The sequence below is a fragment of the Chryseobacterium sp. G0162 genome (assembly GCF_003815715.1).
GTDB lineage: Bacteria > Bacteroidota > Bacteroidia > Flavobacteriales > Weeksellaceae > Chryseobacterium.
The window spans coordinates 5217217-5239909 of sequence record NZ_CP033922.1 but is presented as its reverse complement, the minus strand read 5'-3'; the positions used below and the strand labels follow the sequence as shown (position 1 = coordinate 5239909).

General features: G+C 36.4%; 25 protein-coding genes and 1 pseudogene. 19 read left to right on the top strand and 7 right to left on the bottom strand.

Annotation, left to right across the window (positions count from 1 at the left end):
- Positions 1-10: 10 nt before the first annotated feature.
- The 3 genes from mobC to mobA form a co-directional block, all read right to left on the bottom strand.
- Positions 11-2011 (bottom strand): conjugal transfer protein MobC, encoded by a 2001-nt coding sequence (mobC, locus tag EG344_RS23550; RefSeq protein ID WP_123911886.1) that lies wholly within the window; start codon positions 2009-2011, stop codon positions 11-13.
- 131 nt (positions 2012-2142) lie between these two features.
- Positions 2143-3390, bottom strand: coding sequence for a conjugal transfer protein MobB (gene mobB / locus EG344_RS23545; RefSeq protein ID WP_123911693.1), 1248 nt, complete (start codon positions 3388-3390; stop codon positions 2143-2145).
- Positions 3387-3821: a conjugal transfer protein MobA gene (mobA, locus tag EG344_RS23540; protein WP_123911692.1), complete on the bottom strand. Its 435-nt coding sequence runs from the start codon at positions 3819-3821 to the stop codon at positions 3387-3389. Before mobA ends, mobB begins: the two co-directional genes overlap by 4 nt.
- Positions 3822-4448: 627 nt before the next feature.
- Here mobA and EG344_RS23535 point away from each other — a divergent pair.
- The 15 genes and pseudogenes from EG344_RS23535 (at position 4449) to EG344_RS23465 (ending at position 15959) form a co-directional block, all read left to right on the top strand.
- Positions 4449-5216 carry a ParA family protein gene (locus tag EG344_RS23535; RefSeq protein WP_123911691.1) on the top strand — a complete coding sequence of 256 codons (768 nt, stop codon included), beginning with the start codon at positions 4449-4451 and terminating at the stop codon, positions 5214-5216.
- Positions 5217-5220: 4 nt separating this feature from the next.
- Positions 5221-5616 (top strand): DUF3408 domain-containing protein, encoded by a 396-nt coding sequence (locus EG344_RS23530; protein ID WP_123911690.1) that lies wholly within the window; start codon positions 5221-5223, stop codon positions 5614-5616.
- A gap of 11 nt (positions 5617-5627) precedes the next feature.
- Positions 5628-6248, top strand: coding sequence for a hypothetical protein (locus tag EG344_RS23525; RefSeq protein ID WP_123911689.1), 621 nt, complete (start codon positions 5628-5630; stop codon positions 6246-6248).
- 56 nt (positions 6249-6304) lie between these two features.
- A complete protein-coding gene (locus tag EG344_RS23520) occupies positions 6305-6829 on the top strand; it encodes a hypothetical protein (RefSeq protein WP_123911688.1) in 525 nt (174 codons plus the stop codon).
- Between the two features lie 193 nt (positions 6830-7022).
- Positions 7023-7328: a DUF4134 domain-containing protein gene (locus EG344_RS23515; RefSeq protein WP_123911687.1), complete on the top strand. Its 306-nt coding sequence runs from the start codon at positions 7023-7025 to the stop codon at positions 7326-7328.
- Between the two features lie 10 nt (positions 7329-7338).
- Positions 7339-7671 carry a DUF4133 domain-containing protein gene (locus EG344_RS23510; RefSeq protein WP_123911686.1) on the top strand — a complete coding sequence of 111 codons (333 nt, stop codon included), beginning with the start codon at positions 7339-7341 and terminating at the stop codon, positions 7669-7671.
- Entirely contained in the window at positions 7668-10178 is a 2511-nt protein-coding gene (locus tag EG344_RS23505; protein ID WP_123911685.1) for a TraG family conjugative transposon ATPase, read from the top strand. Before EG344_RS23510 ends, EG344_RS23505 begins: the two co-directional genes overlap by 4 nt.
- Before the next feature lie 45 nt (positions 10179-10223).
- Complete coding sequence (locus tag EG344_RS23500) at positions 10224-10832, top strand: DUF4141 domain-containing protein (RefSeq protein WP_228412933.1); 609 nt, start codon at positions 10224-10226, stop codon at positions 10830-10832.
- A 1-nt stretch (position 10833) separates the two neighbouring features.
- Positions 10834-11826, top strand: a complete 993-nt coding sequence (gene traJ / locus EG344_RS23495; RefSeq protein WP_123911683.1) for a conjugative transposon protein TraJ — start codon at positions 10834-10836, stop codon at positions 11824-11826.
- A 12-nt stretch (positions 11827-11838) separates the two neighbouring features.
- Entirely contained in the window at positions 11839-12462 is a 624-nt protein-coding gene (gene traK, locus EG344_RS23490) for a conjugative transposon protein TraK (protein WP_123911682.1), read from the top strand.
- Between the two features lie 10 nt (positions 12463-12472).
- A complete protein-coding gene (locus EG344_RS23485) occupies positions 12473-12742 on the top strand; it encodes a hypothetical protein (RefSeq protein WP_228412813.1) in 270 nt (89 codons plus the stop codon).
- Positions 12743-12745: 3 nt separating this feature from the next.
- Positions 12746-14044 carry a conjugative transposon protein TraM gene (gene traM, locus EG344_RS23480; protein ID WP_123911680.1) on the top strand — a complete coding sequence of 433 codons (1299 nt, stop codon included), beginning with the start codon at positions 12746-12748 and terminating at the stop codon, positions 14042-14044.
- Between the two features lie 15 nt (positions 14045-14059).
- Positions 14060-14962: a conjugative transposon protein TraN gene (gene traN, locus EG344_RS23475; protein ID WP_123911679.1), complete on the top strand. Its 903-nt coding sequence runs from the start codon at positions 14060-14062 to the stop codon at positions 14960-14962.
- A 1-nt stretch (position 14963) separates the two neighbouring features.
- Positions 14964-15524 carry a conjugal transfer protein TraO gene (locus tag EG344_RS23470; protein WP_123911678.1) on the top strand — a complete coding sequence of 187 codons (561 nt, stop codon included), beginning with the start codon at positions 14964-14966 and terminating at the stop codon, positions 15522-15524.
- Positions 15525-15534: 10 nt separating this feature from the next.
- A pseudogene (locus EG344_RS23465) lies at positions 15535-15959 on the top strand (DUF3872 domain-containing protein).
- 91 nt (positions 15960-16050) lie between these two features.
- Here the strand turns inward: EG344_RS23465 and EG344_RS23460 are convergent.
- Genes EG344_RS23460 through EG344_RS23445 form a run of 4 tightly spaced genes read right to left on the bottom strand, consistent with a single transcriptional unit; the run spans position 16051 to position 19957 of the window.
- Entirely contained in the window at positions 16051-17058 is a 1008-nt protein-coding gene (locus EG344_RS23460) for a tyrosine-type recombinase/integrase (RefSeq protein WP_123850913.1), read from the bottom strand.
- Complete coding sequence (locus EG344_RS23455) at positions 17055-17996, bottom strand: tyrosine-type recombinase/integrase (RefSeq protein ID WP_164462974.1); 942 nt, start codon at positions 17994-17996, stop codon at positions 17055-17057. Before EG344_RS23455 ends, EG344_RS23460 begins: the two co-directional genes overlap by 4 nt.
- A 2-nt stretch (positions 17997-17998) precedes the next feature.
- Positions 17999-19732 (bottom strand): tyrosine-type recombinase/integrase, encoded by a 1734-nt coding sequence (locus tag EG344_RS23450; protein ID WP_123911677.1) that lies wholly within the window; start codon positions 19730-19732, stop codon positions 17999-18001.
- Positions 19733-19738: 6 nt separating this feature from the next.
- Positions 19739-19957, bottom strand: a complete 219-nt coding sequence (locus EG344_RS23445) for a hypothetical protein (protein WP_123911676.1) — start codon at positions 19955-19957, stop codon at positions 19739-19741.
- 194 nt (positions 19958-20151) lie between these two features.
- Here EG344_RS23445 and EG344_RS23440 point away from each other — a divergent pair, with 194 nt between their 5' ends.
- From EG344_RS23440 to EG344_RS23425, 4 genes are read left to right on the top strand one after another with little or no spacing between them, the layout of a single operon-like run.
- A complete protein-coding gene (locus EG344_RS23440; RefSeq protein WP_021190660.1) occupies positions 20152-20478 on the top strand; it encodes an ArsR/SmtB family transcription factor in 327 nt (108 codons plus the stop codon).
- The gene (locus EG344_RS23435) at positions 20478-21047 is read left to right on the top strand and encodes a hypothetical protein (protein ID WP_228412812.1); all 570 of its coding nucleotides are present in this window, start codon (positions 20478-20480) and stop codon (positions 21045-21047) included. The genes EG344_RS23440 and EG344_RS23435 overlap by 1 nt, the downstream gene beginning before the upstream one ends.
- A 54-nt stretch (positions 21048-21101) precedes the next feature.
- Positions 21102-21575, top strand: a complete 474-nt coding sequence (locus EG344_RS23430; RefSeq protein WP_021190662.1) for a DUF6428 family protein — start codon at positions 21102-21104, stop codon at positions 21573-21575.
- A 55-nt stretch (positions 21576-21630) separates the two neighbouring features.
- Positions 21631-22692 (top strand): ArsO family NAD(P)H-dependent flavin-containing monooxygenase, encoded by a 1062-nt coding sequence (locus EG344_RS23425; RefSeq protein WP_123911675.1) that lies wholly within the window; start codon positions 21631-21633, stop codon positions 22690-22692.
- The last annotated feature ends 1 nt before the right edge of the window (position 22693 follow it).

Genomic DNA, 22693 nt, shown 5'->3' with positions numbered 1-22693 from the left:
GGTTTCTATTTTAATCATTTTTGATTAAATACTGCAAATCAGGATCATTTTTTATTCGATCCATCTCATTCGTGATGATGTTAAGAATATCAGCCTTAATTTCTTTGTAATTATCTTGGATCTGTTTGGTCATCGAATCATTTCCATCTTCGTCAATAAAGGATCGAATCAGCGGTATTTTCTGAACGTTTTGCATTTCTTGAGAAAGCTTAACACTATCCACAACAATCTCCGAATGAAAAATCTTCTGTTCTATCCTTTCGTCAAAGTTATCAGATACTGCACCAACAAAAAATCCCTGAGTCAAGGTAGAAATTTTCGAAGCAGGAATCAAACTATCCAATTGGGTAGAGATGGAGGTAGAAGTATCATTCCTGTTGATGGATATACTTTGTCTTTTTTGCAGCACTTTTCCAAAGCGTTCAGATAAGGTTTTTGCTGTTTCTCCAACTACCTGCCCGCTGAAAATATTGCCGACTGTATTCTGAATCACTTTACTTTCCTTGTCTCCATAATCTCTTGTCAGCTGAGAAAAATCCTGAAACCCAAGACATACAGAAACTTTATTGCTTCTGGCAGTAGCAATTAAATTATCCAGGCCTCTGAAATATATTGTGGGAAGCTCGTCGATAATGACAGAACTTTTTAACTGTCCTTTTTTATTAATCAGCTTAACAATTCTTGAATTATATAATCCCAGAGCAGCAGAATAGATATTCTGACGGTCAGGATTATTACCTACGCACAATATTTTAGGTTCATCTGGATTATTGATATCCAAAGAAAAATCGTCTCCGGTCATTACCCAATATAATTGTGGTGAGATCATTCTAGACAAAGGAATCTTAGCTGATGCAATTTGCCCCTGCAATTGATCCTGTGCACCGCCTTGCCATGCATCCATGAAAGGAGAGAGGTAGTTCTCTAATTCGGAATAAGATGTTAATATCGTAAATACCTCTTCATATTTTTTATTCAGCAGTTCAATAGCGTGTGGAAAAGTGCAGTATCTGCCGTTTTCATAAATTTTAAGAAACCATATGATCGCCGCTAACAATATAATGGGACTTTCAACAAAGAAGTCACCTTGTTTTTGAATCCAGCTTCTGTTAAGATTCAGCATAATGGTGTAGGCGGCTTCATATGCATCTGAAATATCTGTCATAAAACTAGGATGTAAGGGGTTACACCGATGGCTTTTTCTGGGGTCGTCAAAATTGATGATATAGAATTTCGGCTTTATTGTATAAGCATCGGAATGATTTAAAAGATGGTTGTACGCAGTGGTTGACAAGTCATCAAATTTAAAATCGTAGATGTACATAGCAAATCCTTTTTCGATATGCTGTCTAATATAATTGTTGACAACAGTATAAGATTTTCCCGAGCCTGGTGTCCCTAAAACAATGGTCGCACGAAACGGATTGACTACATTAATCCATCCCTGATGCCAGTTTCCCTGATAATAGAATTTTGTGGGAAGATTAACCGAGTATTCATTATAGAGTAATTGAGTTTCCTGCTGAAAACTTTCATTCTCACTGTTAAAAACATCAGTCATTAAGTTATGCTTCAGAAGGCGGCTTATCCATACTCCCGCCTGCATTAGGAGAATATATCCGGATCCAGTAGATAGAATATAAAGTACAGGAGTAAAACTGCTGGCAGATTGTAAGAGGATTGAGTTTAAAAAGAATAATAGAAAACCAATAGAAAAAACAACACTAATTTTTTTCCATGTGATCTTTTCATTTTTGACTCCCTTTGTTCCGAGGCAACTCAAAGCCAATAAAACTATTGCGAACAGCTTAGAATAAATAGATTGAGAAAAAAGGCCTGCTGTCTTATTAAAATTATGAAGTATTTTATTGATGAGTTCCAGCGTCCATTGTTGCTTTGCAAAAAATCCGTAACAAAACCAATAGAGGTGCATTAGTACTATAATAATGCTTACCGCTCGCATAAACGCCATGATTTTGGCAAGTCCTCTTAAATCGTCTTCACCCTGCATATTACATTTTAGAAGCATAAATACAGGATTACGTATTCTCAACTATAAATTCGTCGTTGCAAGCATAAGTTGTCTGTCTTTGGCTCTCTTAGTATATTAATAAGACAGCTTGTGCAATAGAAGATTATTTTTTATCTTCTTTTTCTTTGGCGCTTTTTCATTTGAGATGCAAAAATTTGTTCCTCCTGATCCGTATTTGTATCTGACGACAATAAGCTGGAAAAGAATCCGTCAAAAACTCCGCTGATGCTATCCGTAAGAAATTGTTCTGTGCATACTTCATCAGATAAATTAAAGTGATCATTACGATCATATTTTGTTTCACGCTTTATTTCTAACTCATTCCACCGTGTATTGAATGAGTTGGCAGATAGTTCTTTACTCAGTTGAGAGCCATTCCAGACTAATTTGGAGTTATGGTCTATGAATGTAATTCCATATATTCTTCCCTGATTATTTTTTCTAATAACTGTAGCAATTCCCTGCTCTAATAGTTGAGACTTAAAAGAAGCTTCCGATTTACTCGTGCTGAGTGCAGTTTCTACCGTTCTTTTAAGAATATGTTTTGAAGGATCATTTTTTATTTTTATTCTAGATTTCTCAATACATGCTTGAATATTTTCTACTCCTGCATGTTTACCGAAAAGGGATGATTTAAAAGGATTGCTTATTTTTTTTCCATTTTCATCCGTTACAAAATAGACGATTCCCTTTCTCATCTTTCCATGCAGTTCTCCGCTAACCTCTTCACAGGAAATATTAAATTGAGAAAGTAAAGCGTTATAAGCACCCATACTTTGAAAGCCACAGGTTTTAGGGATATGCCTTATTACGGATGATAATTGTGTTTTGATATTTCCCTTAGTATAATCTACAGGTTTAAAAATAGAGCTTTGATTTAAATTTCTGTTCTCACCAGCGACTTTCAGGTTATATTGTTTTTCCAGTTTTCTGCAGGCTTCCATTGATCGGGGGTGATCATAGCGATCTGATATTTTCTTCCCATCGATCTGTACACATGTGGTTACGATATGAATGTGAGTTCTGTCAATATCCGTATGTTTAAAAACGACATAGGGTTGGTTGGCATAACCCATTTCTTGCATATATTGCTGAGCCATTTCTCTATAATCTTTGTCATCAACCTTATCGTTAGGGTCAGGATTAAGGGAAATATGTCTTACCGGTTTTTCAGTTTTATTATTGGCAATCAAGTAGGGTTCAAAATACTTATGAAAAAAATTAACGGAATAAGGTCGATCCCACAAATCAGGAATCTTATTAGTGAATAAAACCGTTCCATTTTCGTTGTCTACTTTTTGCTGATTGTATGTGAGGGCACCCCAAAGATTTTCACCTTTTCCAATTTTAGCGATCATCTTTCAGAAGTTTTTTGAATATGGTTTTGCTCAAATTCTTTAGTGATTTCTATAATTTGCTTACAAATTAATGCCAGATCTTTGGTATGGTTTTCCAGTTTAAAGAGATAAAAAGATGCTTTTTTCTCAGTAAAATTTCGATATAAAATTTTTACAATCTGATTATAATTGTTTCCAATCGATTGAAACTGGTAAAAGAATTTAGTGAGTTGAGTATAATAATCCATTGTTGAAACATCCACTTTGACAATTTTTAATTCTCTCTGAAGCAAAATTGTTGTAATAAATTTTGCTTTATTGCTCATACCTGAAGATTCAAATAATTTTAGAAAACCAACATTTTCTTCATCGGTCAATCTAAATACATATCTGTTTTTACTTGGGTTCAGCTTGGGCTTACGCCCACCTTTATTGTTTTTATTTGCATCCATATTATCCAATTTAATGTTAAGAAAATCACGACTTCGGAGTGGTTTTTAAGGCCCCAGCCAGGGCAAGTTGTTTTGAGGCACGAAAAAAGTTATGAGGCACTCAAAACATAACTTGCCCCTTTCGGGTGAAAGGAAATATCTTGAATAGAATAGATTTATAGCATTATGCTATTCGGACACTACCATTTAAAACTCCTCAATCTTCTAAAACAAAGTAAATCACATTCAATTAGAGAAACGGAATAGTAAACAAAGCCAAGGAAGGAAGTGAACTGCCAAGAACTACCATTATAAAAGCAGTGAAATAGAAATATTTTTCATTTGCATCAGATGGAGGGCAGGACTAACTGCAAATCCGATAGAATTCTTTGACTCTGGAAATCCTGCATTATTGCCTTCAGGAAGGCCAGCTTTCGTGATATCATTTTTGACAGATAGAAGTCAGAAATTCAATCTATCAGGATTGCAAGACGAATAAAATTCATTCACTAATGCTGGAAGCCAATACAGTTTTCAATGGTGATAGCTAGCATTCGTTATGGCGAAATATCATGCTTGAGGTTATTATGGTTTGAAGGCTTGCTGTCCTTCAGTCTTTCAATTTCGGAATAATTAAAATTCAATATAATGAAAACAAAAAAACAACCCACAATTATTACTTTTTCCACTCAAAAGGGAGGTGTAGGAAAAAGCACATTTACAACATTAATGGCGAGTATCCTTCATTATCGAATGGGATATCAGGTTGCTGTCTTTGATTGTGACTTTCCGCAGTACAGTTTACTCCAAATGAGAGAGCGGGATTTGAAAATGGTGATGCAGAATGAGATTTTAAAAAAGATGGCTCACAAACAATTTACGAGTATTAATAAAAAAGCTTATCCTATTTTTCAGAGTAAAACTGATGAAGTTTTACAAGAAATAGATAGGTATGTTGATGGCTTGGAAATAACTCCTGACATTATATTTTTAGATCTGCCAGGAACCGTGAATACTGTTGGTATTTTAAAAACATTGACGAATGTCCATTATATTTTTTCTCCTATTACTGCAGATCGTCTCGTATTGGAAAGTACGTTAAGTTTTACTGATGTTCTAACCAATGTATTGATGAAAGAAACTCAAACAGGAATCCGGGCTATTCATCTTTTCTGGAATCAGGTGGATGGAAGAGAAAGAACGATACTTTACAAAAATTACAGTAAAGTGATTTCAGATTTAGGGCTGCCTCTTATGGAAACAACCATTACAGATAGTAAAAGATTTCGAAAGGAAGGGGAGACCATTACAAAGAATGTTTTCCGATCAACATTACTGCCTGCAGATCCTAAGCTGTTAACTCAATGCAGAATGGATCAATTTATAGAAGAATTTTTAAGAATTGTAAAACTATAAAATAATGGAACATGACAAAAATAACAATGAAGATAATGGTATCGATGAACAATATCTGATGTCCATTATGGCAGGAAGTCTAAAGAAAGAAGTTTATGTCCAAAATGCAGATTCCCAAAAAAAGAAAGCTGTAATAAAAAATAAGTTGAAGAGTCAGAAAAGTAATGATATAACTTATATGGAGCAGTTTCTTACGCATCATACAATGACTAAGCGTGGAGATAAAAGTATTTATATCCGTCCTGAATATCACGAACGCCTCTCACGCATTATTCAAATCATAGCCGATGACCAGATTCCTCTGTATGCTTATCTGGATAATATACTGGCTTATCATTTTGAAATGTTTGAAAAGGAAATTACTGATGATTTCAATAACAAATACCGTCCAATCTTTTAATCAATCATCCTATGGAACAAATTATCATCATCACTTTATTAATCATTCTTGTTTTAGTTCTTGTAGACAAAAAATTTTCAATCAGCATCCGTCGAAAAGATAATGTTATTAAAACTAAGAATCTACCATCTATTATGGGAGATACAAAACAAAGAGAGAGACAAGCATCGCCAATCGATACGAATGAGAGACAAAATGAATCTACTTTACAAGCAGAATCTATTTTTGAATCAGAAGCCAGAGAAGCTGAATTTGACACTGTGGGTCAGACTAAAAGTCTGGATGATATCCTAGTCAAAAAGGATGAATGGGAGCAGGAGAATGAAGATTGGAAATATGAGAACTCTACTATTGAAAGCGGGTTTGCTACAGGGGTTACCTTTCAGGAATTGAGTACTGCGGGTGAGTTGCTTCAACAGGACGTGCTGAAGCCTGACTTAGAACAACAAGCAGTCAACATTATTCAAAGAATTCATGGGACCGAGCTTTTTAATCTTTTAGAGAATTCATTAGGAGATGCTTCAAAGAGAATTGCCATATTGTTAAGTGAAAGCATTTCGAATGATAATGAGATTATTTCTTCAAAGCGAAGTAATTCTTCTGACGGGTTCGACATTGGGGAGTTTTTATAGACTTCCCTTTGTTTTTGAAATGATGATGTAAGGAATAACTTTTAATGAATAATACAATGGATTCAACTAAAAAAAATATTAACGAAGAGTCTTATGACTTGCGTGTCAATAAAGGACAGCTTCCCACTATAATGATTGCAGGACATCTATTTTACGTAGACATCCGTATGGGTATGCTGAGACCCAAAGATGATTTTCTATCTAAAGGTATTGTCTTTTCGAATATACAGAATTACTATGATGAGGACCAAAACAGCTATATTATACCTTATAATCCCAAGAAACACGAATTTCAGGATATAGACTTTAGTTCGCATAAAGAATTTCCCAAAGACTTAATCGCTGTACAATTTCCCATTGAAAATGAGCTTGACAGGATCGGATGGAATAGACATCACGGCTTTGAATTGAGAGAAGGGTTATCGGAGGAGGGCTTTCAAATACAGTTTGAAGCAAATCAAATTCCGTTGGAAAAAACTTTTCTTGCCGGTGTGATCAAAAGCAATTTAAATTCGGTAAAAACCACTGCGAATCATAAAGAAAAGCCAAAGAACAATAAATCCAAAGGGAGGAAAATATAAAATCCATTGTAATATAGATAAACGTCAAACTAGAAAAGTTTGACGTTTTTTTATGTCTAACCCTAAGTTCGGTGCCACTAAAAGCCATTCATTTCCTACTGCTGACATTTCCCGATAAGTCTGTTTTTCCAAAGCACATTTGCTCCTGAGTTCTGCAGAGTGCAGTTCTCAGTAACAAAAAAATGTTTACAAAATGGAAAAACAAAGAAAAAAACTGATGTATGCATTACTGGCAATCTTGATTACACCGTATGCTTTTTCACAGGGTAATGGCAGTGCCGGAATCAACGAGGCTACACAGATGGTCACTTCTTATTTTGAACCCGCTACCCAATTAATTTACGCCATAGGTGCAGTCGTCGGACTCATCGGAGGAGTAAAAGTCTATAACAAGTTCAGCAGTGGTGATCCCGACACCAGTAAGACCGCTGCCAGCTGGTTTGGTGCATGTATCTTTCTGATTGTTGCGGCAACAATCCTTCGTTCATTCTTCCTTTAAAATATTGACTATGAATACCTATCATACCAATAAAGGAATAGGAAGGACGGTGGAGTTCAAGGGACTTAAAGCGCAATACCTCTTCATCTTCGCCGGAGGATTATTAGGAATATTGATCTGTGTCATGGTTATGTATATGGCAGGTGTCAATACCTATCTATGTTTAATTCTTGGAGGAATCAGCAGTGGACTTCTTACCTGGCAGACTTTCGCGCTGAATAGAAAATACGGTGAGCACGGTCTGATGAAAATGGGTGCTCAAAAAAAGCATCCGAAATATATCATTAGCCGTAAGAGTATTTATCGGTATTTGAAAACTAACCGTAAAAGAACATACGTATGAGAAATTCTTCCAAAGCAGCAACCTTGGAAAGTAAATTTCCATTGCTGGCTATTGAAAATGATTGTATCATTTCAAAGGACGCTGATGTTACGGTTTGCTTTAAGGTTAGACTTCCTGAGTTGTTTACTGTTGCTTCTGCTGAATATGAAGCCATGCATTCCGCTTGGTTCAAAGCCATTAAAACACTCCCGGATTTCACTGTGGTTCATAAGCAGGACTGGTTTATCAAAGAAAACTACAACCCTGATCTTTCAAGAGAAGATCAGAGTTTTTTGTCCAGGTCTTTTGAAAGACACTTCAATGAGAGGCCGTTTTTAAATCATTACTGCTATCTGTTCATTACTAAAACCAGTAAAGAAAGGATGCGGATGCAGAGTAACTTTTCATCTCTATGCAAAGGTAAGCTGATTCCGAAAGAGATTAAGGACAAAGAAGTTATTAATCTATTTCTTGAAGCAGTCGACCAACTGGAGCGGATTATGAATGACAGTGGTTATATCCATCTGGAAAGGATGACAGAAGATGAGATATCAGGAACTTCCGAAAGGTCCGGACTACTGGAACAATATCTGACTCTATCGCGTGAAACCCATCCATCATTGCAGGATATCAAGTTAGGATCTGAAGAAATGCGAATCGGTAACAATCGTATTACTATGCACACCTTATCGGATACAGAAGATCTGCCAGGCACTGTTTCATCACACAGCCGTTATGAGAAGTTAAGCACCGACCGCAGTGACTGTCTTCTATCATTTGCTTCTCCCGTGGGACTTCTGCTCAGTTGCAATCACATTTATAACCAGTATCTGTTCATCGACAACAGTGATGAGAATTTGAGTAAGTTTGAAAAATCTGCAAGAAACATGCATTCTCTGGCAAGGTATAGCAGAGCCAATCAGATCAATAAGGAATGGATTGAAAAGTATTTAAATGAAGCACATTCTTTCGGGTTACAATCTATCCGCGCTCATTTTAATATAATGTCATGGTCTGACAATCCTACTGAGCTCAAGCAGTTAAAGAATGATACGGGAAGCGCTTTGGCTTTAATGGAATGTAAACCCCGTCATAATACGACAGATACAGCAACATTATATTGGGCAGGAATTCCGGGCAATGCCGCAGATTTTCCAAGTGAAGAAAGCTTCTACACATTCATCGAACCTGCTTTATGTTTTTTCACAGGGGAAACCAACTATCAGGATTCACCGTCACCATTTGGGATTAAGATGGCTGACCGTCTAACGGGAAAGCCGATTCATCTGGATATTTCAGATCTGCCGATGAAGCAGGGGATTATCACCAATAGAAATAAGTTTATTCTTGGACCTTCCGGAAGTGGTAAATCCTTCTTTACGAACCATATGGTACGACAGTATTATGAGCAGGGAGCGCATGTCCTTCTTGTAGATACCGGAAATTCCTATCAGGGATTATGTGAACTCATTAAAGGAAAGACAAAAGGTGAGGATGGGGTATATTTTACTTACACCGAAGACAATCCCATTGCTTTCAATCCATTTTACACCGATGACGGAATCTTTGACATTGAAAAAAGGGAGAGTATCAAAACCTTGATTCTGACACTTTGGAAAAGAGATGATGAACCACCGACCCGTTCAGAGGAAGTTGCATTGTCAAATGCTGTAAGTGGATACATTGAAGTAATAAAATATAATGACCTGCATCCTTCTTTCAATGGATTCTATGAGTACGTCAAAGATGACTATCAGAAAGTATTGGAGCAAAAGAAAGTCAGAGAAAAAGACTTTGATATTGCCAACTTTCTCAATGTGCTGGAACCTTATTACAGAGGAGGGGAGTATGACTATCTGCTCAATTCAGAGAAGCAGCTGGACTTATTATCCAAGCGTTTCATTGTCTTCGAAATCGATGCCATTAAAGATCATAAAATTCTGTTCCCTATTGTGACCATTATCATAATGGAAGTCTTCATCAATAAGATGCGAAGGCTCAAAGGAATCAGAAAACTGATACTCATCGAAGAAGCCTGGAAAGCCATTGCCAAAGAAGGTATGGCAGAGTACATCAAATACCTTTTCAAGACGGTAAGGAAATTTTTCGGAGAAGCCATTGTGGTGACTCAGGAAGTCGATGATATTATCCAGTCACCGATTGTTAAGGAAAGTATCATCAACAATTCGGATTGTAAGATTCTTCTTGACCAAAGGAAGTACATGAATAAGTTTGATGATATACAGGCGATGCTGGGATTGACTGACAAAGAAAAATCTCAGGTTCTTTCTATCAATATGAACAATGACCCCCGAAGGCTTTACAAAGAAGTCTGGATTGGATTAGGCGGAACGCACTCTGCGGTCTATGCCACCGAAGTATCTGCAGAAGAATATCTGGCCTATACTACAGAAGAAACGGAAAAGATAGAAGTAATGAATCTAGCATCGGAACTTGACAGCAATGTCGAACATGCCATCAAGCGGATTTCTCTCAAGAGAATCAAATCAAATACGAAAGACAATTAAATCATTTAAAATTTTACAACAATGAAAAATTTATTCATCAAAACGATGATGATGGCATTCTTCGCTACCATCACCTATACAAAAGCACAATTTGTAGTGACCGATCCAGCAAATCTGGCATCCGGAATTTTAAACTCAGCCAATGAAATTGTACAGACTTCATCGACGGTATCCAATGTCGTAAAAAACTTTAATGAAGTTAAAAAGGTGTATGAGCAGGGCAAAGAATATTATGACCAGCTGAAAGCTATCAATAACCTGGTAAAAGATGCCAGAAAGGTTCAGCAGACAGTCCTATTGGTGGGCGATGTTTCGGAGATGTATGTCAACAATTTCGGTAAAATGCTGAATGACCCCAACTTCAATGCACAGGAATTAGCTTCCATTGCCAATGGTTATTCGGCACTTCTTACTGAGAGTACGGAGCTACTGAAAGAGCTAAAGGAGATCATCACTTCTAACGGGCTTTCTCTGAATGATAAAGAAAGGATGGATGTAGTTGACCGGGTATATAAAGAGGTCAAAGCGTATCATAATCTGGTAAGATACTATACCAATAAGAATATTTCGGTCAGTTATCTGAGAGCCAAAAAACAGAACAATACCCAAAGGGTATTAGATCTTTACGGAACCTCCAATCAAAAATACTGGTAAGATGGAACCAAGCAACTTACACGAAGTCCTGCGTTCCGTTTACGAAGAAATGATGCCGATGTGCGCTGATATGGCTGCAGTGGCCAAAGGAGTTGCCGGTCTAGGAGCCTTGTTCTATGTGGCATTAAAAGTCTGGCAGTCATTGAGCCGTGCGGAGCCTGTTGATTTGTTTCCTATACTGAGACCTTTTGCCATAGGTATCTGCATTATGTTTTTCTCGACATTGGTGTTAGGAAGTCTGAATGGTGTGATGAGCCCTATTGTTCAGGGAAGTCATTCAATGCTGGAAAATCAGGTGTTGGATATGAATGATTTGCAGCAAAAGAAAGATCTATTGGAACGGGAAGCGATGCTAAGGAATCCGGAGATGGCTTACCTTATTTCAAACGAAGAATTTGACAAAAAGCTGGAGGAACTCGGATGGTCACCATCGGATTTGGTCACGATGTCCGGAATGTATATTGAAAGAGAAATGTTTGCCATCAAGAAAGATATCAGAGATGGTTTCCGGGAGTTTCTTGAAATATTGTTTCAATCGGCAGCCTTAGTTATTGATACCATCAGAACCTTCTTCCTGATAGTCCTTTCAATATTGGGACCAATAGCATTTGCAATTTCCGTCTGGGATGGATTTCAGACCACTTTAAGTCAATGGCTGACAAGATATATCAGTGTTTACCTATGGCTGCCTGTTGCTGATATTTTCAGTGCCATTCTTGCCAAGATACAAACTTTGATCTTAGAGCGAGATATCGAAATGCTCGCAGATCCCACCTTTATTCCTGATACCTCAAATACAGTTTACATCATCTATATGGTAATTGGGATCATAGGTTATTTTACGGTACCGACGGTGACAGGTTGGGTAATTCAGGCAGGAGGTGCCGGCAATTTTATGCGCAATGTTAACCAGACTGCTACGAAATCAGGCAATGTTGCGGGAGCAGCGGTAGGTTCTGCGACAGGTAATATTTCAGGAAGATTATTAAAATAAAAATACAGTTCTATGGAATTTAAAACTTTAAGAAATATTGAGAGCAGCTTTAAACAGATCCGCTTGTTTACGTTTGTTTTTGCGGTGCTGTGCTTTGGAGTCGTAGGGATCGTGGTATTTAAATCATATCAATTTGCCGAAGAACAACGTCAGAAAATATATGTCCTGGATAATGGCAAATCTTTAATGGTGGCTTTATCACAAGATATGTCGATCAACAGACCTGTGGAAGCAAGAGAGCATGTCAGACGATTTCACGAATTGTTCTTCACGATAGCACCTGATAAGAATGCTATTGAAAGTAATGTAAAAAGGGCTTTCAATTTAGCTGATCAATCTGCATTTAACTACTATAAAGACCTTCAGGAAAAAGGTTACTATAACAGAATCATTTCAGGTAATATTCAGCAGAGAATTGAGGTGGACAGTGTCGTTGCCAACTTTGAAAGTTACCCTTATGAAGTAAAGACGTACGCAAGACAGTTTATAATCAGGTCCAGCAATCTTACCATCAGGAATTTAGTCACCAACTGTTCACTGGTTAATTCTGTACGGTCTGACAGCAATCCGCAGGGATTTACCATTGAAAAATTCAACGTGCTTGAAAATAGAGATGTCGAAACTGTTGAACGCTAAAAGAAAAGTAATGAAAAAACTAAGAGATACAATCGAAAATTATGTTGTAAAGGTTGAAAATCATTGGAAAGTTCTTCCAGTAGAGCGACAAAAATTCCTGACCAAGGTTTTCTTCGGTAGTTATGTTTTGCTGACAATTATTGTCATTATCAGTGTTTTTATTTCTACAAGTAAAAGAAGTAATGAGATGTCTATCAATCATATTGATGGTATTTCTAAGAAATCTATCGAAAAAGATTCTGAACAGAATGACACAGTACAATCACTCATTAAAAAATAGAATATGAAATATTCAGAGAAAATCAAAGTGACAGAAAATGATCTCTCACAAAATTCCAAAGGAGTGAGTGACACTCCCAAAGCGCCGTGGGAAAGACTGAAGAAGCCTATCATCTATTTTTTGATGGCTGCCTTGTGTGCGTCATGCTTTTACCTCATTTTTAAACCAAAAGCCAACAATAGGATTATTGAAGAGAGTGGTTTTAATGCAGTCATTCCGCAGGCAAAAGATGGTCAGTTGCAGTCTGATAAGCAAAAGGCTTATGAGCAGCAGTTGTTAGAGCAAAACAACGAAGAGAAAAGAAATGCTGTAACCACCTTATCCGATTATTGGAATGACCAAAGCGATTCAAATTCTAATAACAATCCATCAAGTGTAGCGGCTAGAACAAGTATTCTTCAGCAATCAGATCAGAATGCTCTGAACAGCTATCGCAATTCCCAACAAACCTTGAGTTCATTTTATGGTCGGGATGATCAGGAAGTCAATAATCTGAGGAAAGAAATTTCAAGATTAAAGAATGAAGCCATGCAGAACAATTCTGCTCCTGTAGGTCTTGGAATGAACGATCAATTAGAACTGATGGAAAAATCATATCAGATGGCAGCCAAGTATCTTCCAACGACTTCAAAACAGGAAGAGGCAGTACCAAAACAACAGGAGGAAAAACCAACTGAAAATAAGATAAAGCTGATACCGGCAAGACCATCACATTCGACTATTATTTCTTCATTATACAGAGAGCCATCAGATAGTGCCTTTATGGCAGGTTTGAATCAGAATAGATTTTATGATAGTCAAAATGATTCAGAGAACTTAGTTCAAGCAAAAAACGCAATAAGAGGTGTGGTCTATGAAACTAAGGCTTTGGTCAACGAAAGTACATTATCCATAAGGCTTTCCGAAGCCATGCAACTCGGGCGCACTGAAATCCCAATAGGGAGTTTGCTGATTGCCACAAGTAAATTTCAGAGTGGGAGACTTCAGTTAAAAATATCTTCCATTCAATATAAAGGCAGTGTTTATCCGGTAGAAATCAATGTTCATGATAATGACGGACAATTGGGTCTATATGTTCCGTATTCACCGGAACAAAATGCGGTAAACGATATTGTTGCCAATATGAGCCAGACTTCGGGCACCAATATTATGATGACGCAGTCAGCGGGACAGCAGATTGCGGCAGATCTGAGCAGGGGAGTAGTACAGGGATTGTCAGGCTATTTTCAAAAAAGAGTCAGACAATTGAAAGTCATTGTAAAAGCAGGTCATCAAGTATTACTCTTACCCAAAAATAACTAATCAAAAAATTAAAAAATGAATATCCAAAAAAGCCATTATATTCTCATTATGCTATTACTTCTGTTGGCAAGCAAGTTATTTGGTCAGGATTCTGTGACAACTTATATTTCTTTGGAACAGGCAAAATTGAAACCTTTCAAAATGCAGGTCACTTATAGTAAAACAAGCCATGTGATTTTTCCATCACCCATACGATATGTTGATCTAGGGAGTGAACTGTTAGTTGCGAATAAGGCAGAGCCTATCGGAAATGTTCTCCGGATTAAATCGGCTGTAAAGGATTTTGAAGAGGAAACCAATTTTTCGGTTATTACTGAGGATGGAAAATTTTACAATTTTGATACGTCTTACAGTTCTTATCCGGAAATACTCAGCTATGATTTAGTAAAACTTCAAAGGGGTATTGAACGGCGATATGCTACTGATGTATTATTTGAGGACCTTAAAGGAAGCTCAACTACTCTGACAGAGCTTATTATGGAAAATCTCTATAAGAAAAGCAACAGAACTACTAAACATATTGTTTCAAAAAGTTACGGAATTGAGTTTTCAGTCAAGGCACTTCACGTTAATGAAAGCAAATTTTATTTCACATTGCAAATTGAGAATAAAAGTAATGTGGCGTATAGTATCGAATGGGTCAACTTTAAAATTGTTGACAAGAAGAATTTAAAACGAACGGTAGTTCAGGATAAGGTACTAGAAAAGGTTCGTAGCTACTTCCCGCAAATGACAGCAGCTGATCATTCAAACATAAAAGGGGTTTATCTGCTGGATCAGTTTACTCTTTTAAAAGATCAGGTGTTGGAAATTGAAATTCTGGAGAAGAACGGGGGAAGACATCAGAAAGTACAGCTTGAAAATTCAGATCTGATTCGTGCAAGATTGATAAACAGTTTAACCATAAAAACGAAGTAAGATGAACAAAATATTTTTAGCAGTCATCTTAATGATTGCATTGAACAGCAAAACATTTGCTCAACAAATGATTCCTGGACAAACAGGTGTTGAATTTTCTTATTCAGTATTTCCAAAATCTCCTGAAAAGCAAAATTATGCACTAAGTGTGGGGCTTGTTTCTTACCTAAGGAATGGTAATTACTTTTTTGCATTGGCAGAATATAACATAAAGTATTATGAATACACCAACTATAATATTCCGATAGATACTTTCCTCCTGGGCGGTGGTTACAGTTTTTATATATGGGGAGACTTCATGCGCAATGTCAATCTTAATCTTGGAATCGGAGCTCTTGCAGGTTACGAACAGTTTAACAGGGGCAGTGAATTGCTATATGACGGCTCAATGTTAACAGCAACAGATAACTTTATTTATGGAGCAAATGGTAAGCTATCCATTGAAAGTTATCTGACGGATCACTTTGTTTTTCTGGTCAATGGACAACTGCGGTTTTTGAAAAATAGTCAAATGGCTCAGTTTTACTCCATGATGGGAGTTGGAATAAGATATAATTTTTAAAATATTTACTATGAAAAATATAGTTAATAATAAAATAGGAATACTCTTCAAATTTTTCATCATGGCAGTTATGGTCGGATTACTTGTACAATCATGTGAAAAAGATGATTTAGAAATTCAAAAGAATTTTCCTTTTGAGCTAGAGGTGATGCCTGTTCCGAAATACGTTGCTAAAGGTGAAACTGTAGAAATCAGATGTCGTATTATTCCAAATGGAAATTATACAGGAACCACTTATTTAATACGATATTTTCAGTACGAAGGGCAGGGAAGTCTTCGTTTTTATTTAACAACCTATCCTTTGTTCCTAATGATTTCTATCCGATAACTGAAAAGGAATTTAGGTTGTACTATACTTCTGAATCTACAGTTTCCCAAAGTTTTGATATTTGGATTTTATGTGGTATACCACATAAAATCCATTATGTTGTGTAAGCATTTATGTTAGTGTTCCAGATATTTTATCGTTTAACACTTAATAATAAAAGATAAGGTAATCTGGAACACAACATAATAATTTACCAAATTAAAGATTATTTAAAAAATTCATTAGGTCATCATTATTTTTCCAATGTGTCCTTTTATTGTCCACAGATACTTCGCAGGCACTTAAAGCCTTCGCTTTCATTTCAATATCTATTTCAGCATAAATATTCGTTGTATTGATAGAAACGTGTCCAAGCCATGCCCGAATAGTATTAATATCTACACCAGATTGCAATAGATGCGTTGCTGTAGTATGCCTTATAGTGTGCGGACTGACGTTTTTTTTAGATATGGAAGGGACTTTTAGAGAAGCTCTTTCCGTATATTTTTCAATTACGTTATAAATACCGAAACGGGTCATTGATTGCTTCTGTCTATTAATAAAAAGATTCTCAGAAGGGTCTCTGGCGTTTGAAAGTATTGTTAATTGGTCCACTGTCTCTTGCCAAAGAGGACATCGTCTTTGTTTGTTCCCTTTTCCTTTAATTAAGACAGTTGATATCTCGTTTTTTCTTTGAGCAAGACTAAGATTAGAGATAGTCATCTGAGCAACTTCGTTAGCCCTTGCCCCGGTATTATAAAGTAAAAGAATAAGCGCATAATCTCGCTGTCCTTGTTTCGTTTGCTTTTCAGGTTCATCCAGCAGGGCATCCATTTCTGACCGGTCGAGATAGGTTATTGTCTTTTTAGGCCCCTTTTTAATCGGTATAAGTTTTATCATTCTAACCCATTCTATATAATCTATGCAATTTTGGCTGACGAATTTCGCAAAGGAATTAATAGCCGCTAGGCGCTGGTTGCGGGTAGATATGGAACATTTTCTTTCTGTTTCGATATTTGAGAGAAAGTTTTTGATCAAATCAGCATTTAGGTCTTCAATCATCAATTTGTCAATAGATTTATTTCTCAATTTCGAGGCATATGGTATTATCAGCCGCATGGTATCCCTATAACTTGCAAGTGTATTGGGCGAAAGATTTCTATTGTTGATAACATATTCGGTCAAAAATCTCCTGACCCACGTGCTTAGGTATTTTATATTTTTCATAATCGATTTTCATTTGCATAATGATTAAATTTTTTATTCGCCTCTTCAAGCAATTTGTTGGTCATAGAAAGGTATACAGATGTATAGTCCAAACGATGATGCCCCAGGAATGTCGATAATACAGGTAAAAGTATCTGTACGTCTTTCCCCTCTTCATACCAGCTAATTAACCTGTTTGTCGCAAATGTATGCCGAAGATCATAAATCCTAGGCTGATAAACTGCTCCATCAGTCCTCTTAATACCAGCATTTAACCGTATTTTGGAGAAAATAGCATCCAGCAATGACCCTCCAAATGGTTTATTACCCTTCCATACAAACAAATAAGAACCAGAATCTTGTGTGATACCTTTTTCTTTTCGATGCAGAAGATAATGGATAATGATATCTTTAATCTGCTGGTTAAAAGTTACATAACGGGTTTTATAAAATTTTGATTGTTCAATTAGTATTGTTCTTTTACCTAAATCAATATCTTTAAGTTTAATTAAGAGCACTTCTCTTCTTCTCAGTGCCATGGTGTATGCTAAAATTAATATCGTTCGTATCATGACAGGATCTACTTGAGAGGGCCTCTTTTGATAAGTCAAAGCCGAATCAAAAAGACTTTTCAATTCTTTATTACTGTAGATATAAGGAATGTATTTCGCAGGTTTTTGTGGAGAGAAATCAGGCAATGGGATTTCAAAAATGTATCTCTTTAATTTGGCGTAATTAAACAGTCCTTTGATTACAGTCCGTTTCGAAAACCAGCTGTTTGTTATCATTCCTTTTTTTCCAACTAGAAAGACCAGCACCATCTCTGTAGTAACGTCTTTAACATTGATATTGAAGCCCATTTCTCTTGAGAATTGTTTTAACAGATATTTAAGCTGAATAGTACAAGACTCTCCTAATGAATCCCTATATTCAATATAGCTATTTACTAAATCTTGCATTTTCATAGTATTTCCCAGTTAATATCTGCTACCTTATACAGATTGGTTAAATCGACCTTTGAATATATTCTGGTTGTATCAATTTTTTGATGACCTAAATAATCACTGATTTCCTTTAATGAAAAACCTGTATTGATCAAGTAGGTGGCACTTGCATATCTCAAACAATGAGGACCACAGGATTTTATATTCCAATCCATCGGTTTTAATATCTTATTTATGATTGCGTAAATAGAGCTGTTATTTAACTTCTTGTAAGGTCCAATCTGTGTCAGGAAAACTTCCCTCAAACTTGATTCATTGGGCCGGGCTTCTTTAAGATAATGTATTATGGCATCACCAACAGTTGGGGTTAAGGGGAATAATTGCGGCTTACATCCTTTTGATCTTCTTACGTAGATAATCTCCTTTTGCCAGTCTAAATCATCAAGCTGAAGATATGCTACTTCACTGCTTCGAAGTCCATAAACCGTAAGTAGCTGTAAAATGGCAAAATCTCTTATATTAATAGTTGTTTCAGTTGCGAATTCTGAGACCATCTTCTGGATATTTTCTCTTGTCGGTGCTAATGGCAACAGCTCATGTTCATAGATTCTGGGAGCTCGGATGGATTCAGATAAACCATTCATACACCATCTTTTCTCAGATGCAAAGCAAAGGAAAGATCTCAATACACTTAATTCGTTTTTAATTGTTCTTCTGGAAAGACCGGTCTTCTTACGGTTGCTAATAATTTTTCCAATGATATCTGGCGTAACTTGATCAAAGTGGACACAATGCTCACTGATGAGTTTCAGATAACGCTTTAATATTCCGCGTCTGGATATTATAGTTCTTTCTGATAGACCTTTGATTCTTGATTGAAAATATAAGTATTCGCTCAATTTTTTTGTAAAGGGAATTGAGGGCACTGTATCATCTTCCAAACAATATAATAAGGACAACCATATTTTAGCAGTATGAATTAAGCTTAGCTTATTCTTATAAGTATAATTTTTTGTTCTGGGATGTATCTTGTCTAATCTTGACCAATTACCAGCCATAACTGTTAATTCAGAAACTTTTACTGTCCGTACCGAATAGAACTTAAGATGAGTCATAATAACCAATAGACTCATTGCTTCATTATAAAGGGTAGAATCTTTTATCCCTTGGTTCTTCCGATAGTGTAAAAACAGCAGCCGTTCTGCCAGTAAAGGGCTTTCTATTTGATGAAATAAAACATGACGTAATTTAAATAACTTTTTCAGTAATATATCATTTTCTTCTGAAGTTGCTTCCACACGGTTCAGAAAGCCCAACCAGTCTAGTCCAATTTTAATAAACAGCTTCTTTCCAAATTGATTAGAACTTGTTTTTGTATTGTATTTTTTACTTAAACCCCATTTTTGGGCAGCCTCAATTAACTCTTTAATAGTAATTATCCTGCCATTTTCCAGATGCAAAAATTCTATTATTCGCAGAAGATAAGATGCTGTAAGCTTTAATTCCAGAGTCCGCTTCTCCTGACTTTGTAAATATTTCAGATATGAGATTCGCTCTCGAAGTAATGGATGGCCTTGATGCCGTTTTAGCGTGCTGGATGTTTTATATAACTCCTGCAGTATTTCATTTCCCTCTTCTATGACAGGTACATCCAGCCAGTTTAGGTACCTTAACCATGATTTAGTGTACATAGAAAAATTTTTTTTTCCAGATTCTGAAAAATTCTTTTTTAAATGGTGAGTAGTTTTCATTTTCCCCTATTTCACAGCAGCCGCCTCAATTTCTTCCACAGTTACCATCCTACGATCCTGCAGACGGAGCAATTCGGTTGCTCTTAATAGATATCCTTCAATTAATTTCAATCTGAATTCTGTAGCATTATTAATCGACAGATAATTCAGATACTCAACTCGCTCTTTCAGTAGTGGAGCGTTTCGATGATGATTTAAATTTCTTTTGAATAATTGTTCTAACATATGTTTCTGTTTTATACCTATTTATTCTAACGTTGAAATACAATTAAAAATTTGAATTTTAAATAGTTACGTATAATAATCAACATTAGTCCTAACCGAAAACAAAGCAAAAAGTCCACATAAAATTTAAATCTGCATCTTTTTTATTTTGTATTTAAAAATAATATCGTAATATTGCAATATAATAATTAATTATGGGAGCAACAAAGACAGATCATTTTACGGACCGCCAAAACCAGATTGCGGTTATTGCTAAAGCATTGGGCCATCCTGCAAGGGTTGCTATTATAGAATATCTGCTAAAAGTCAATACCTGTATCACCGGAGATATTGTCAATGAGCTGCCACTAGCACAGCCTACCGTATCACAGCATTTGAAAGAATTAAAAAATGCGGGATTAATACAAGGGAGCATTGAGGGAACATCTGTATGCTACTGTATTGACGAAAATACATTCAATATATTGAAAGAGTATTTTTCAAAAATAATTTCTACAGTAACCAATCAAAAATGTTGTTAATGATGGAAACTGCTTTCATTATATCTTCGGTATTACTGATCAGCTATTCATTATTGGCAGTATTTGATGGTGTATTTCTGCACATATACAAATATCACCTCTATGAGCATAAAGAAAGCCGGTTTGAACATCTTACCCATACGATAAGAGCCTTTTTATTTACAGGTATTCTTACAACTTTATTTATAAATATTGAAAACAACAACCTTTTTGTAATAGGATGCGTTTTGATCTTTGCGGACATCATTACATTGCTGTTGGATGCTTATGTGGAAAAAGACAGCAGACAATTTATGGGTGGACTACCCCGTTTGGAATATATTATCCATCTTATGGTTAACGGCTTCCACTTTGCGGCTATCGCTGTATTTTTAGTGATCAAACTCAATTTTGATTCTACGGGTTTTACATTAGCGCAGAACTTTCAACATATAGAGAGCTATGACACATTTAGATTTATAGCAATAAATCTACTGCCGGGAGCGATTGTCATAAGCCTCTTACATGTGCTGCTTTACATTCCCAAATTCAGTAAGTATTTTAATAAATTACAGCTAAAGTGCTGTTAAAAAAATTTGTTTGAAATAATCGCAATATTGCATTATAACTATAAATATAAACCAATGAAATTATCAGAAATCAAAGAAATCCTTCCAACATTAGACAATGTTGAATTTCAGTTAGAAAACGGAACGTTTGTACCCGAGCATTTCCATGTGACCGAAGTCGGCCAGATTAATAAAAGATTCATTGACTGTGGTGGTGTAATCCGTGATGAAAAGGCAGTGAACTTTCAGCTATGGAACGCCGATGACTTTGAGCATCGTTTAAAGCCTGGAAAACTATTGAATATTATCAAACTTTCGGAGGACAAATTAGGTATAGAAGATGCTGAGATCGAAGTGGAATATCAAAGTGATACAATTGGAAAATATGATCTGGAGTTCAATGGGAAAACTTTTATATTGAAAAGTAAGACTACTGCCTGTCTTGCACAGGATGCATGCGGCATACCTTCCGAAAAGCAAAAGATAAACCTTTCTGTACTTACAGGTACTGCAAATAATTCGTGTACACCTGGTGGAGGATGCTGCTAATTCGCTGTAGAATGTCGATTGTATCTTTTTTATAAAATGTACTAAAATTAAATCAATGGATGAAATCTTTGATGTTATTGTTATTGGAGGAGGCCAGAGTGCGCTAGCATGTGGATATTATCTGCGGCGGGCAAAACTTAAATATCTTATATTGGATAAACAAGATATTCCGGGTGGTGCCTGGATCCACAGCTGGGATAGCCTGACCCTGTTTTCTCCCGCAGATTACAGCTCCTTACCAGGATGGCTGATGCCAAAATCTGAGCATCAGTTTCCGCTTAGACAAGAAGCAATTGACTACTTGGGTAAGTACGAAGAGCATTATCAACTGAATGTGAGGCGGAGTATTGAAGTTCTTGAAATTAAAAAGGATGGGAATATTTTTAAGATCTACACCCTTCAGGGAGGTTTTAAAGCTAAAACAGTTATTTCGGCAACCGGTACCTGGGGCAATCCGTCTATTCCAAAGCTAGAAGGAATAGAAGATTTTAAGGGACTTCAAATTCATTCAGGAAAGTATAAAAGCCCAAAAGACTTTACGGGGCTGAAAACGCTGGTGGTAGGAGAAGGTAATTCCGGTGCCCAGATTGTCGCAGAGGTCTCAAAAGTTACGGCTGTAAAGTGGTCAACCAAAAAGGAACCTGAATTTTTGCCTGACGAAGTAGACGGATATTATCTGTTTAACGTAGCCTCGGCACGATACAAGGCCGAAAAAGAAGGAAAACCCTTCGATGCAGCGCAATTTAATTTAGGAAATATCGTAATGGTTCCATCTGTTAAAGAGGCCCAACACAGAGGTGTCTTAGTGTCAAGTGGCACATTCGATAAGTTATATGATAAGGGGGTGATTTGGCATAATGGGGACAAAGAGGAATTTGATGCTATTATTTGGTGCATAGGATTCGGTTACGATACTTCTTATCTGAAATCATTGATACACATAGACGAAAAAGGCGTTGCAAAGACCAGTGAAAGTAAATCACTAGAATTGCCCGGATTATGGCTCGTCGGATACGGCAACTGGACCGGTTATGCCTCCGCCACAATCATAGGTGTAAATAGAACAGCAAAACAGACCATACTTGAGATTGAAGAATTTTTAAAAAATAGTAACTAAT